Source organism: Photobacterium sp. J15, assembly GCF_963870815.1.
Taxonomy (GTDB): domain Bacteria; phylum Pseudomonadota; class Gammaproteobacteria; order Enterobacterales; family Vibrionaceae; genus Photobacterium; species Photobacterium marinum.
Genome location: NZ_CAWMUI010000001.1, coordinates 2,811,983 through 2,825,728 on the forward strand (window position 1 = coordinate 2,811,983; position 13,746 = coordinate 2,825,728).

Here is a 13,746-nt window from a genome sequence, read left to right on the forward strand (position 1 = left end):
AGAGGAAAGAGAATAGCTTAGAGTGGCGACTAGAGAGGCAACAAAAAAACCCGGCTAAGCGCCGGGTAAAAAAATCCAGGTTATAAAAACACTAACTTTCATGATAGACAGCTCCCAAAAAAGAAAATACTATTCACGAAAAGTTAATGCCGCGTCTGTTTAAACGGCACTGGCCACAATCGCCAATCTTTCGGTACCTCGCCAAAAGTCTGACAAGATTGGTTCTCTGGCCAGTGCCACCCCGGAAAAAGACCAAAATACTAAGAGAGGCGAGGTTCAAGTGTCGAGTGCCGAGAAGTTCCTTCTCATGTCCCAAACCCCGCCTTTTATTACTCGGGTATTAACTAACCTTCGTACTTCTTGATAACCAGTGTGGCGTTTGTACCGCCGAAGCCGAAGCTGTTTGACATAACAGTCTTCAGTTCCTTATCACGGGTTTCAGTAACGATATCCAGGCCTTCAGCAGCCGGATCCAGGTTTTCAATGTTAATGCTTGGCGCAATAAAGTCGTTGTCAAGCATCAGCGTTGAGTAAATCGCCTCGTGAACACCTGCAGCACCCAGTGCGTGACCAGTCATCGCCTTGGTTGCAGAAATTGCCGGACTATTACCGTCGAAAATTTCTTTAATCGCCTGAAGCTCTTTCGCATCACCTACCGGAGTAGAAGTACCGTGAGTGTTGATGTAGTCAACCGGCTCATCCAGATCCTGCATCGCCATCTTCATACAGCGAACCGCACCTTCACCAGACGGCGCTACCATGTCGTAACCATCTGACGTTGCACCGTAGCCTACGATCTCACCGTAGATCTTAGCGCCACGCGCAAGAGCGTGTTCCAGTTCTTCGACAACCAGCATACCGCCACCACCGGAGATCACGAAACCGTCACGGTCTGCATCATAAGTACGTGACGCCTTGCTTGGATCGTCGTTGTACTTAGTCGACAGCGCGCCCATAGCGTCAAACATCATAGTCAGCGTCCAGTCCAGTTCTTCACCGCCACCGGCAAAAACAACGTCCTGCTTGCCTAGCTGAATAAGTTCAAGCGCATGACCGATACAGTGTGCTGATGTTGCACACGCAGAGCTCATGGTGTAGTTCACACCACGAATTTTAAATGGTGTTGCCAGACATGCTGACACGGTTGATGACATAGTACGAGGTACCATGTAAGGACCAACTCGCTTCACGCCTTTTTCGCGCAGTGTATCTACTGCTGTGCACTGATTCTGAGAAGATGCACCACCGGAACCCGCCACTAGGCCAGTTCGGTCATTAGAAACCTGATCTTCAGTCAGACCTGCGTCTTCAATTGCCTGTTCCATAGACAAATACGCAAATGCTGCCGCATCGCCCATGAAACGCATTTTCTTACGATCGATATGTTCGGACGGGACCATCTTCAAATCGCCCCAAACATTGCTTCGCAGTTTCATTTCTGCGAACTGTTCAGAGAAGTTAATACCGGATTTACCCGCTTTCAAAGATTCCAGCACTTCCTTAACGTTGTTACCGATACTGGATACGATACCCATGCCTGTAATTACGGCTCGTTTCATGATGAATTCCTACTGTCATTTAACGCCCAAGATAATAACGGGTTTATTTACAGAAAGTGGTCAGCTTTCCCTTCAATCAGGTACAATCCCTGTCAATTTCACTTTTTCAGTTCGTTATTGCTACTGGTTCTGTATCTTTACTGAACAGATTCAGGCACTAACGACACCCAGTTACACCGTATAATGAGGTTTCCCCTTGTCTGAGCTGTCCAACAAGCGCATTGAAAATGCCATTCTTGACTGGAATGAGTCCGGAACACCTGTTTCCAATGACTTTGACGATGTTTATTTCTCCAATGCAAACGGCCTGGAAGAAACACGTTATGTTTTTCTCAAACAAAACGGCCTCCCCGAGCGCTGGGAAACCTTTAACCGCCGCCGCTTTGTCGTCGCGGAAACCGGATTCGGCACCGGACTGAACTTCCTTGCCGTCTGGCAATGGTTCAAGGCGTTCCGCGCGGCTAATCCTGAAGCAAAAACCAAAGAGCTGCACTTCATCAGCTTCGAGAAATTCCCGGTCACCAAAGCCGATCTAGTCAAGGCTCACCAGTCATGGCCTGAGCTGGCAGAACTAGCAGAGCAATTGCACGTTCACTACCCGCCTGCCGTTGCCGACTGTCACCGTATCGTACTGGAAGACGGCATGATCACCCTCGATTTATGGTTCGGCGATATTAAAGAATGTATGCCTCAAGTATGGACCAATGATGAAGGTATCGTGGATGCCTGGTTCTTAGACGGCTTCGCCCCAAGTAAAAACCCGGAGATGTGGAACCAGGATTTGTTCAATGGCATGGCCAAACTTGCCCGTGAAAGTTGTTCCACCGCCACCTTTACCGCCGCCGGTTTTGTCCGCCGCGGCCTGATTGAAGCCGGTTTTGAGATGAGCAAAGTCAAAGGCTTTGGCACTAAGCGTGAAATGCTGGCCGGTAAAGTTACCGAGCGCCGTTACAAAGCTAACTTCAAACCCTGGTATGCTCGAACTGCAGCTGACAGTGCACAGGATGTCGCTATCATTGGCGGCGGTGTCGGCTCAGCGACCACAGCGTTATCACTGGTACGTCGCGGTGTGAATGTTACCCTTTACTGTGCAGACCACCAGCTGGCAGAAGGTGCATCTGGCAACCGCCAGGGCGCAGTTTATCCGCTGCTTAACGGCTCAAACGACTCCCTGTCGCGCTTTTTTGCCCCGGCATTCCTTTATGCCCGCCAGTTTGTTGAGCAAGCGGCAACGAAAAAGACGTTTGCCCATGACTGGTGCGGTGTCACTCAGTTGGCCTGGGATGACAATGCTGAAAAGAAACTGGGCAAAATGCTGACCGGAGGCTTCCCAAAAGAGCTTATCCGCGCATTAGACATTGAAGATACAGAGCAAATCATCGGCCTGCCTTCCGGCCACAGCAGTGTTAATTATCCGCTGGGCGGCTGGCTCTGTCCTCAGGATCTGACACGGGCCCTGCTCCAGCTTGCTGAAGAAAGCGGCCTGCTGACAATCAAAACAGATACTGATATACGTCAGCTGAAACAGTTGTCAGACAAAACAAGTTGGTTACTTACTGACAGCCAGAACAATCAGTATCAGCACAACAGTGTCATTGTGGCTAATGGTCACCGTTTTGCAGAGTTTGCCCAAACCAAAGAAATTCCGGCCTACTCTGTTCGCGGCCAAGTGAGCCATATTCCAACCAATACCGAACTGACAAAGCTGAAAACCGTACTTTGCTACGACGGTTATCTAACCCCGGTTAACCAGGAGACGCAAAGCCACTGCATCGGTGCCAGCTATAACCGCGGCCAGACAGACCTGATGTTCAGTGAAGCTGAACAGCTTGATAATAAACAGCGCTTGGTTAACTGCCTGCCGTGTGTCGACTGGCCTACGGATGTTGATGTATCTGCAAACCAGGCTCGCGTCGGTGTACGCTGTGCCAGTCGTGATCATCTGCCGTTTGTCGGTAATGTCTGTGATTACACATCACTGCTTGAGCAATACGATGACCTGAAAGACCAACAAGATCAGGCAGAGCAAGTACCAACCTACCAGAACCTTTATTCAATGATTGGCCTGGGTTCTCGCGGCCTAAGCTCCGCACCACTACTGGGTGAACTGCTGGCATCAGAAATTTGCGGTGATCCGCTGCCACTACCTTTAGATGTCCTGGATGCCCTTCACCCGGGACGAATGTGGGTAAGAAAGCTGCTGAAAGGGAAGAAGATTTAAAAGCAGAAAAGTAAGAACCCATAACAAAACTAAGCGAGTGGCATATGTCACTCGCTTTCTAATTCCACCAAAGAAAAGATGGTCCAAAACGACTTTATTAAAACAGAATTATCCAAAAGCTAATGGTTATTCCGCTTGAACCGTTACTGGAGGAGCCGGATCATCGCCCCCTCCGGTGTCAGATACAGCAACACCAATCACGACTGCCGCCACACCGACAGCAATAACAGTTGCGGTCAACCCTCCAGCTGATGCAGCTAAAGCAGAATTAACTCCGGCAGCCGTCCCGGTTGCAGAAACATCTGCAGCAGCCTGTGAAGCCGTTGTCGCAGTAGAAGAAGTTGCTATCCCAGATCCTTCCCTAGCCGCTGTTCCGTCGGCAGCGCAAGCCGACATACTCATCATTCCAGCAAATATGAGCGCAATTATTGACTTATCCATATCATTCCCCGAAAACGCTGCGACCTTATTGATATGAAAATAAGTATAGGAGAGATCTGAAAATCTTGAGGTGAGTATTAAGAATGGAGAGAGAAGTCTTAGAACTGAGAATATTATTCTTAATAGATTAACTATGGAGGCGAGAGTTAGATTGATACAATAATTCTTATATCTAAACTCTCGCATCCAAAAATTCGTTAGCTCTTAGTCTGAGCCAAACAAATCGCGGGTATACACCTTATCTGCAACATCTTCTAAATCTGGCGACATGCGGTTTGATACAATCACATCAGACATCTGCTTAAACTGCTCCAGATCTCTGATAACTTTAGAGTTAAAGAAATCATCTTCTTTAAGTACCGGTTCGTAAACGACCACGTCGACACCCTTGGCTTTGATCCGTTTCATGATCCCCTGAATACTTGAAGCTCGGAAATTATCTGAGCCAGCTTTCATAATCAAGCGATACACACCAACCACTTTAGGTTGTTTATGCAAAATAGAATCTGCAATAAAGTCTTTACGAGTACGATTCGCCTCAACAATTGCGCCAATAATATTGTTTGGCACTTCCTGATAGTTCGCAAGCAACTGTTTAGTGTCTTTCGGCAAACAGTAACCACCATAGCCAAAGGACGGATTGTTGTAGTGGGAGCCAATTCGAGGATCCAGGCCAACCCCCTCAATGATTTGACGAGAGTTTAAACCATGAGCTTCGGCATAAGAGTCCAGTTCATTGAAGTAAGCAACACGCATTGCAAGATATGTGTTTGAAAAAAGCTTAACTGCTTCAGCTTCTGTTGAATCAGTATAAAGAACCTGAATATCTTCTTTACAAGCACCTTGCACTAATAGCTGTGCGAACTGTTCTGCTCGCTGAGAACGTTCACCGACAATAATTCGCGACGGGTACAAATTATCGTACAGTGCTCGACCTTCCCGAAGAAACTCAGGTGAGAAGATAAGGTTTTCACAGCCGAATTCTTCTTTGATACGACGAGTATAGCCAACTGGCACTGTTGACTTAATCACCATAACGGCATCAGGGTTAATTGCCATTACATCCTTTATCACCGCTTCAACTGTTGAAGTATTGAAGTAATTGGTAATCGGATCATAGTCTGTCGGTGTCGCGATAATAACAAACTTTGCATCCTGATAAGCCTGTCGCTTATCTGTTGTTGCGGTCAGATTTAATGAATGCCCATTAAGATATTCACTAATCTCTTTATCTTCAATCGGAGACACACGTTGATTGATCAAAGTGACTTTTTCTTCAACGATATCAAGAGCAACGACCTCGTTATTTTGTGCCAGCAGCACAGCATTGGACAGGCCAACATAACCCGTTCCCGCAACAGTAATTTTCATTACTCGACCTCAAAAATTAAACTATCCGCAACTGGTTACATCATTGACTGAGATTACTATCGATGTGAAGAACCACCTCTATTAATCAGTAACAAAACCAGTACAAAAAAATTAATGCGAAAATGGTACCTCAAATAGCATTATTAGAGTAGCGCATCTTCCAAACCAAGGTTACTTCATGTTGATAATCATCAAATTACAGTCAAATTAGATTATACATTTCATCGGCTGCAACAATAACCTCACAACCTGGTTTCAACTTAACCAATTCACTTGCTAAAGCTCGCTGAGCCTTTACATCACCATGAACCACACGAATTTGCTGCGGCCCTTGCTTTATACCTCTTACAAACTTTAGTAAATCAAACTGATCAGCATGCGCTGAATAGCCTGAAAGCGAATGAACTCTAGCGGCAACTTCCACTCGATGACTATTAAGTTCGACCTGCTTATGCTGCTCCATTAAACAACGTCCCAGCGTCCCTTCAGACTGATAACCAACCAAAATAACATCTGTCCGAGAGTCCGGCAGCAAAGCTTCAAGATAATTCATAATTCGCCCACCCGTACACATACCGCTGGCAGCCACTACAATAGCCGGCTCCCCTGTCGCCTTTAGACGATTAACCAAAGCCAAATGATCGGAGTGCTGATTGATAGTAATGCATTGCTGAAACGAAAGAGGATGGCGACCAGAATTTAGACGAGACTTAGCTTCTTTAGCCCAGAGACGCTGAAAAGTCAGATACTGCTTAGTTATTTCAACCGCCAAAGGAGAATCTAAAACCACAGGCAACTGTTGCCAATTAAAGCAGGCTCTTGTCTGCTCCTCCTGTACCGTTCTTGATATAATGTTTTCGAGATCGAACAGTAACTCTTGCGTTCGACCGACACTAAATGCCAGGACCAGTATCGCCCCACCATCGCGAAGTGAGCGCTCAATAATCTCGAATAAGCGGCTTTCTCGCTCACTCACTGAGTTATGTAGCTTGTCTCCATAGGTACTTTCAAGAACTAAAAGATTGGCAGATTCAGGAGGAAGAGGGTCAACAAGTAAGGGAGTATTGGTAGGGCCTATATCACCGGAAAAGACGACAGATTTACCACAAGGCATCCTCAGTTCAATATAGGCAGAACCGAGAATGTGACCCGCAGGGCGAAAGCAAAAGCTAAGCTGCTTGCTATCGGGTAATATAAACTGCACGTGGCAATCATAAGGTATGGGTTTAATTTGAGCTTTGACGATGCGGGTAAAGCGTTCACACTGCAACGTATTTAACCCAAGTTGAATTTTCAGCCCATCTTCAAGCATCATTGGCAATAAAGCAGCCGTCGCCTCAGTGGCATAAATCGGACCACGATAGCCCGCAGCCAGCAACCAAGGCAGACGACCGACATGGTCGATGTGGCAGTGAGTCAACAACAGCGCTTGAATATGGCTAACAGGAAAGTCAATATCAGGAAAACCGTTCGCCTCTTTACCCTGAAACAAACCACAATCAATCAAAATACTGTAATTTCCAATCGTTATTTCATGACACGACCCGGTCACTCCGACACGAGCGCCGTGATGAATGATTCTTACGCCTTCCACTGGCTCCTCAATATCCTTTTAGCTTCCTTACCCAGATGGAAGGATAATGACAGAGCCAAACGTACAGGTAAGAGAAAACAATTGATAGCCAGAGGAAAATCACGATAAATCTTTCAGCTCACATCATCAATCAGGTATAACGCCAAGTCGATCGTATCGTGTAAGCTAGGCAAAACTTTGGCAAAAATATCTAAGACCTAGCATTTTTCGTTACATCAATTTTTTAATTTATTAATAGATAGCACATCAAAAATTTACTAAGCTTTCGATAATGAAAACTTGTCATAAGCTGGACCATTTTTATTGACAAACTACGCCTACAAAACGTTAAACAGCTCAATATATGCAAAGAAATACCTGCCAGATATGAATGTAACTTTATCGAGATAGGCAACTGGTATAATATGTGTCGGTTTTTACTTTTTCGGCAAAAGGTATAACAGATGAACTTTGAACTTGCGCTAGTTTTTGTCATTTCCTTTTGTAGTCTTTTAACCCTCAGAAAGATTGCACAAAGAATTGAACTCGTTGATATCCCATCTGCCCGAAAACACCATGAGGGAGCAATTCCTTTAGTTGGCGGTATTGGTATTTTCCTGACTGTAGCTATAGCACTATTGCAAAACTCAGAACTGACTTTGGAGCCCACACTATACCTCTTCTGCTCCTCCATATTAGTACTCACTGGCGCAATTGATGACAAGTATGACATCAGCTTCAAAGCAAGGCTGATCATCCAAACTCTGATGTCTGTTTTTATGATTTCAGCCGGTAATCTTTACTTAACTAACTTGGGAAATTTGCTCGGGTGGGGAGAGTTAAAGCTACTTCTACCTCTTGGCTATCTCATCACTATCTTAGCAACACTGGGGGCGATTAATGCTTTCAATATGGTCGATGGAATTGACGGCTTGTTAGGGGGCCTGTCGACAGTAACTTTTGCCTCTCTTGGCTACCTCTTCTATTTACAAGGTCAAACTAATGCCGCGCTATTCTGTCTGGTTATTGTGCTTGCAACCCTTCCCTACATTATGCTGAATTTGGGTATACCATTCGGTCGGCGATATAAAATCTTTATGGGGGATGCCGGCAGTGTCTTTATCGGCTTTACTGTAGTCTGGTTACTTATCGTTGGCTCACAGAGTGAAAGTGCTGCCTTCCGACCTGTCACAGCCCTTTGGCTTATCGCCCTGCCTTTACTGGACATGGCAACCATTATGATCCGCAGAGTAAAGAAAGGTCACTCACCATTTAAACCCGATCGTGAACATTTACATCATATCTGCCAACGAATTGGCTTGTCTCCTCGAATGACATTGCTGACCATTTGTACCCTCTCAGGTATCTTTGCACTTGTTGGTATTGTTAGTGAACACTATCAAATAAGTGAGTCAGTCATGTTCTGTGCCTTTATGATTACGTTTGTTGCCTACTTCTCCACCATCAATTACATCAGGGGTATCACGGCTCTCCTACACAGAGTGAATGTAAAAGTGGTTTGAGACACATAGTTTTATGTCCTTATTATAAATAATGACGAAAATGAGTATCGAGTATCGAAAATTAGCGACCAGATGCTCGACACTCAGCTTGCGCTATTTTCCCCTAATTCTCATCTAACAGTCCTCAGTTTTTCGTGATATACCCCGTGAAGTATCACTCCCGCCCAGCTGATTCACATTTTATTAACAATAACAACCAACTACTCTCAATTTAGAGCTACACTATAAATATGTCTTAGATGGCATATCAATTCGTCGGCATGAGATTACGATTTCAAACCACTCAAACTCCGACCGCATTGCTCAGCCAGAATATCGGCTGCAAGGAGGGATGTATGCAAAACCAAGCGATGACATTAATCAACAAAAATTTTGTTTTCGAAGTAATTCTGCATCATGGATTTGTATTACTCTGGAAGTGTCAGCTGTTTTTCGATGAACTGGAAAGATACGACAAAATGGCAAAAGCGATGCGACGGGAAGATAGATTAAGAGTAGAGAGTAGAGAGTAGAGAGTAGAGAGTAGAGAGTAGTGAGTAGTGAGTAGTGAGTAGTGAGTAGTATAGCGTCTTAATAAAAAGGCGAGAGAAATCTCTCGCCTCTTATCATTACAGCTACCGCTTAATTAAAAACACAGAGTGACTAATCAGCACTTTGTGTACCAACAGTAACCGTACTGTCAGTTTGAGCAGATTTTATACCAAATAAGCGATGGATGAAGGTTGTGATGCGCCAAATATAACTAATGACAAAGAAATAAATGGCAAACACAGACAGAAAACTAATGAACATTACACATTCATTAATCTTTTCCATATCTGACCACACACCAATTCCAGCCATAATAGATGCCATTAAACAAATCACAAATAGTGACATATGAGATGACATACCAATACGTTGGCAAATATGATGCAAATGTTCACGATCAGGTTTAAATGGTGACTGTCCTTTGCGAATGCGACGGATCATAATAGTAGCCATATCCATCAAAGGAATCGCAATTACCCACAAAGCCGTTACCGGACGAATATGAGTAGTATTAGTGCCTTGCGTCGCTTCAATCAAAAGCCAAATTACGGTAAAGCCGATGAAAATACTACCGGCATCTCCCATAAAAACTTTAAAACGACGGCCAAGCGGAAAACCAAGATTAAGCAAAATGTAAGGCACCATAGCTGTCACAATTAAGCCACACACCATAGCAAGCTTCATGTTACCATCAACCAGGAACATAAAGCCCAGAGCGCCAAACGTGACAGAAGCCAAGCCACCTAACAAACCATCAATACCATCAACCATATTAAAGGCATTAATGGCACCAATCACCCCCATTATAGTGATGACATAACTGGCAGCAACAGATAGCTCAATGGCTTCACTCCCCATCAGATAGCCCAAATTGTGAAGGCTCTTACCGCCAATCAAAATCATCGCTAATGAGACGCCTGCCTGAATCACCAAACGTATCTTAAAGCTAATATCATAGCGATCATCAATTACCCCAGTGATCACTAGCACAGTTGCACAAGCTATGAATAGAAAAGTATCAGCATCCGTTTCTAAAAAGAGTAAGAATGCAATAGCGAGTGTAACAAAGATCGATACACCACCAACAAGTGGAATCACTCCCTGATGCAGCTTACGTGCATTTGGTTTATCAACGAGGCCAATACGTTTTGCAATCTTCCTGAAAACAAACAGGCTACAAAACGACAAAACAAAAACAAAAACAAAAAGAAATGCGGTAGTCATAAGTTAGTTCTTATATGTGTCGAATAACGGAATAGTATTAAATAATGGTGATTTAAACGAATGGTCCTGCAAGCAAGGACTCTGAAGTCCTAATGCTGTGTTGCATCACCGATCCACTAGGATCTCTTGACTCTAAACTGCTTATCCATAGAATCACAAAGTCATAAAGCCACTCTTTATCCAACCAACTTCAAGGTCTTATCTTCGCACATCAATGTCTTCAGATTACAAGCAAAATCATTACCTAACGTGTCATGACGAAGGCCGTACTCAACAAAAGCTTTCAGGTAACCCAGCTTATCGCCACAATCGTGAGATTTGCCTGTCATATGAAACGCTTCTACCGTCTCATCCCTCATCAGCATATCAATGGCATCCGTTAGCTGTATTTCATCACCAGCACCAGGAGGAGTAATGGCTAACTTATCCCAAATCTTAGAAGAAAGTACATAACGGCCAACAACAGCCAGATTTGAGGGCGCGTCTTCTACTGCTGGCTTTTCCACCATAGCGGTCATTACATGAGATTCGCCCCTGTTAAGTTCCGCGCCACCACAGTCAACCACACCATACTTTGATACCTCTTCCATAGGTATCGAATCTACCATAATCTGACTAAAACGAGATTCCTCAAACCGTTGAACCATTACAGCCAAGTTTTCAGAAGATTGCTCTGCAGTGTACTCATCCAAAATGACATCAGGTAGCACAACAGCAAATGGCGACTCACCAACTAACGATTTCGCGCACAATACTGCATGCCCTAAACCTTTGGCATGTCCCTGACGAACATGCATAATAGTAACATCAAGTGGACAGATTGACTGAACTTCATCAAGAACTTGGCGCTTCACTCGCTTTTCAAGCGTCGCTTCCAGCTCATAAGACGTGTCGAAGTGGTTTTCTATGGCATTCTTAGATGAGTGAGTAACTAACACAATTTCCTTAATTCCTGCTGCCACACACTCATTCACAATATATTGAATAAGTGGCTTATCTACAAGAGGCAACATTTCCTTTGGAATTGCCTTTGTTGCCGGCAACATACGTGTCCCTAGCCCTGCCACAGGAATGACGGCTTTTGTTATTTTTTTCATAAAAGACCTTGAAATATACGTCCACATTGTCGTCTATTATACTGTGACGACTAAGCGATGAACTATTCACCGAGAATGCAGAGAATGCAACAACCGGTAAGGCCTGCACGCCCAACCGGTTAAATAAGGAAGTAGTCACTAAATATATACAACTGACAAAATCAATGGTCCTTGAATGCGATATAGTGCGAAAACAGACCATTGTGGATTGGTAATGGCTCCAACCAATGAGTCAAAATAACCGTTGACAATTAGCTGAGTTTAATCAGAGTTAATCACTACCGAAAAGGTCACGAGTATAGACTTTGTCAGCAACATCTTCGAGCTCTGTAGCCATACGGTTCGAGACAATCACATCACAGTTTTGTTTGAATTCATTTAAGTCATCCATAACCAATGAATTAAAGAACTCTTTCTCTTTAAGTACTGGTTCATAAACCACCACCTCAATTCCCTTGGCTTTGATACGTTTCATGATGCCTTGGATACTAGATGCGCGGAAGTTATCCGATCCCGATTTCATGATCAGTCGATAAATACCGACTGTTTTAGGATTACGGTTGATAATAGAATCGGCAACAAAATCCTTACGAGTCGTATTAGCATCCACAATAGCACCAATCAGGCAGTTAGGGACTTCTTTATAATTGGCACGAAGCTGTTTGGTATCTTTGGGTAAGCAATACCCACCATAACCAAAAGATGGGTTGTTATAGTGATTACCGATTCTAGGGTCTAATCCAACGCCTTCAATGATTTGGCGACTGTCCAAACCGTGTGTCTCAGCATAAGAATCCAGCTCATTGAAGTAAGCTACACGCATTGCCAGATAGGTGTTCGAGAACAATTTCACAGCTTCTGCTTCGGTTGAGTCGGTAAACAAGACTTCGATATCTTCTTTAATCGCACCTTCAACCAGCAAGTCTGCAAAGACTTTTGCACGCTCACTCTGCTCGCCAACAATAATACGTGATGGATACAAGTTATCGTAAAGAGCACGACCTTCTCGTAAGAACTCTGGTGAGAAGATAATATTTTCGCAACCCAATTCCTCTTTAATCTGTTTAGTATAGCCGACGGGAATAGTTGATTTTATAACCATTACTGCATCAGAGTTAATTTCCATCACATCTTTAATTATGGCTTCAACAGACGATGTATTAAAATAATGGTGCTCAACATCATAATCAGTAGGTGTCGCAATCACGACATACTCCGCACCTTTATAAGCTAATTCTTTATCTAAGGTTGCTTCAAAGTTCAGGTCTTTATTTTTCAGAAAGTCCTCAATTTCCTTATCTACGATTGGAGATACTTTATCATTAAGAAGTTGTACTTTATCTTCGACAATATCTACAGCAACAACCTCGTTATGCTGTGCTAGAAGCATAGCATTCGACAGACCAACATAGCCTGTACCAACAATAGCAATTTTCATAACAAACCTCCAATTTATCTTTTAAAAACAGCTCTCCAAGCATAAAAGCAAAAACACTCAAGCGATTTAGCAAGAGGTAAACATTCTATACCACGGTATATTTGCCATTGTCTCATTGCTTTTTTGATTTTATTTCTAGAGATCGAACCAGGTGTAATTCTATAGCTTGTCAAAACATCAGAATATAACGTCGCATTAGTTCCCGTTTTCAATAATTTCAACCACAACGCATAATCTTGCCCAGTTCTAATTAATGGCATTGATATATCTACAAACGAAGATGAACGTAAAATTACAGTGGAACATCCAATAGTAGCCTTTTTTCTTAACATATCTTCGTAAGAGAAAGAGCCAACATTAGTTGAGTCAACAGTCTTTTCTAAAGGAAGCCCTTTTTCATCAACGAGCCGATATGCTGTAAAAGAAAACGAACCACTATCACCCATAAATTTTAACTGCAATTCAAGCTTTCGTCGATCCCATAAATCATCACTATCTATAAAAGCAATATACTCTTTTTTTGCATTAGACAAAGATACATTTCTTGAAATCGCGGCACCTGAATTTACAGGGTTTTTGAAAACATATACGCGCTGATCATTTGCTGCAATTTCATTAAGCACTTTGAGCGTATCATCAGTAGAACAATCGTCAGTAACTAACCATTCCCAATCTGTATAGGTTTGATTACAAATAGACTCGTAAGTCTCTCGAATATAAGCAGCAGAGTTAAAAGTTGCTGTAATAATAGAAACGCCAGTAGACAAA

At 43.5% G+C, this 13,746-nt stretch carries 11 protein-coding genes; 3 read left to right on the forward strand and 8 right to left on the reverse strand.

What is annotated here, in order from left to right; genetic code table 11:
- Positions 1-344: 344 nt before the first annotated feature.
- A complete protein-coding gene (gene fabB, locus AACQ93_RS12560; protein ID WP_064605319.1) occupies positions 345-1,559 on the reverse strand; it encodes a beta-ketoacyl-ACP synthase I in 1,215 nt (404 codons plus the stop codon).
- 205 nt (positions 1,560-1,764) lie between these two features.
- Here fabB and mnmC point away from each other — a divergent pair, with 205 nt between their 5' ends.
- The gene (gene mnmC / locus AACQ93_RS12565) at positions 1,765-3,780 is read left to right on the forward strand and encodes a bifunctional tRNA (5-methylaminomethyl-2-thiouridine)(34)-methyltransferase MnmD/FAD-dependent 5-carboxymethylaminomethyl-2-thiouridine(34) oxidoreductase MnmC (protein ID WP_064606699.1); all 2,016 of its coding nucleotides are present in this window, start codon (positions 1,765-1,767) and stop codon (positions 3,778-3,780) included.
- Positions 3,781-3,906: 126 nt separating this feature from the next.
- Here mnmC and AACQ93_RS12570 read toward each other — a convergent pair whose 3' ends face one another.
- From AACQ93_RS12570 to AACQ93_RS12580, 3 genes are all read right to left on the reverse strand, one after another.
- Entirely contained in the window at positions 3,907-4,221 is a 315-nt protein-coding gene (locus tag AACQ93_RS12570; protein WP_064605321.1) for a hypothetical protein, read from the reverse strand.
- 204 nt (positions 4,222-4,425) lie between these two features.
- Complete coding sequence (locus AACQ93_RS12575; RefSeq protein ID WP_064605326.1) at positions 4,426-5,592, reverse strand: nucleotide sugar dehydrogenase; 1,167 nt, start codon at positions 5,590-5,592, stop codon at positions 4,426-4,428.
- A gap of 202 nt (positions 5,593-5,794) precedes the next feature.
- Positions 5,795-7,186 (reverse strand): MBL fold metallo-hydrolase RNA specificity domain-containing protein, encoded by a 1,392-nt coding sequence (locus tag AACQ93_RS12580; RefSeq protein WP_064605328.1) that lies wholly within the window; start codon positions 7,184-7,186, stop codon positions 5,795-5,797.
- A 443-nt stretch (positions 7,187-7,629) separates the two neighbouring features.
- Between AACQ93_RS12580 and wecA (AACQ93_RS12585) the strand changes: the two genes are divergently transcribed.
- Together wecA (AACQ93_RS12585) and AACQ93_RS12590 are read left to right on the forward strand one after the other, a co-directional pair.
- Positions 7,630-8,688 (forward strand): UDP-N-acetylglucosamine--undecaprenyl-phosphate N-acetylglucosaminephosphotransferase, encoded by a 1,059-nt coding sequence (gene wecA / locus AACQ93_RS12585; protein WP_064605334.1) that lies wholly within the window; start codon positions 7,630-7,632, stop codon positions 8,686-8,688.
- A gap of 335 nt (positions 8,689-9,023) precedes the next feature.
- Positions 9,024-9,200, forward strand: coding sequence for a hypothetical protein (locus AACQ93_RS12590; RefSeq protein WP_157097566.1), 177 nt, complete (start codon positions 9,024-9,026; stop codon positions 9,198-9,200).
- A 130-nt stretch (positions 9,201-9,330) separates the two neighbouring features.
- On the opposite strand, the gene wecA (AACQ93_RS12595) is transcribed toward AACQ93_RS12590, so the two are convergent.
- The 4 genes from wecA (AACQ93_RS12595) to AACQ93_RS12610 all read right to left on the reverse strand — a co-directional run bounded on the left by wecA (AACQ93_RS12595) (position 9,331) and on the right by AACQ93_RS12610 (position 13,745).
- Positions 9,331-10,443, reverse strand: coding sequence for a UDP-N-acetylglucosamine--undecaprenyl-phosphate N-acetylglucosaminephosphotransferase (gene wecA / locus AACQ93_RS12595; protein WP_064605336.1), 1,113 nt, complete (start codon positions 10,441-10,443; stop codon positions 9,331-9,333).
- Positions 10,444-10,619: 176 nt separating this feature from the next.
- Entirely contained in the window at positions 10,620-11,540 is a 921-nt protein-coding gene (galU, locus tag AACQ93_RS12600) for a UTP--glucose-1-phosphate uridylyltransferase GalU (protein WP_064605338.1), read from the reverse strand.
- 271 nt (positions 11,541-11,811) lie between these two features.
- Positions 11,812-12,978 carry a nucleotide sugar dehydrogenase gene (locus tag AACQ93_RS12605; protein WP_064605340.1) on the reverse strand — a complete coding sequence of 389 codons (1,167 nt, stop codon included), beginning with the start codon at positions 12,976-12,978 and terminating at the stop codon, positions 11,812-11,814.
- Between the two features lie 14 nt (positions 12,979-12,992).
- Positions 12,993-13,745, reverse strand: coding sequence for a glycosyltransferase family 2 protein (locus tag AACQ93_RS12610; protein ID WP_064605342.1), 753 nt, complete (start codon positions 13,743-13,745; stop codon positions 12,993-12,995).
- Position 13,746 lies beyond the last annotated feature (1 nt).

Coding starts and splice junctions, on each gene's coding strand:
- fabB (WP_064605319.1), bottom strand. CDS start 1,559: ATGAAACGAGCCGTAATTACAGGCATGGGTATCGTATCCAGTATCGGT.
- AACQ93_RS12570 (WP_064605321.1), bottom strand. CDS start 4,221: ATGGATAAGTCAATAATTGCGCTCATATTTGCTGGAATGATGAGTATG.
- AACQ93_RS12575 (WP_064605326.1), bottom strand. CDS start 5,592: ATGAAAATTACTGTTGCGGGAACGGGTTATGTTGGCCTGTCCAATGCT.
- wecA (WP_064605334.1), top strand. CDS start 7,630: ATGAACTTTGAACTTGCGCTAGTTTTTGTCATTTCCTTTTGTAGTCTT.
- AACQ93_RS12590 (WP_157097566.1), top strand. CDS start 9,024: ATGCAAAACCAAGCGATGACATTAATCAACAAAAATTTTGTTTTCGAA.
- wecA (WP_064605336.1), bottom strand. CDS start 10,443: ATGACTACCGCATTTCTTTTTGTTTTTGTTTTTGTTTTGTCGTTTTGT.
- galU (WP_064605338.1), bottom strand. CDS start 11,540: ATGAAAAAAATAACAAAAGCCGTCATTCCTGTGGCAGGGCTAGGGACA.
- AACQ93_RS12605 (WP_064605340.1), bottom strand. CDS start 12,978: ATGAAAATTGCTATTGTTGGTACAGGCTATGTTGGTCTGTCGAATGCT.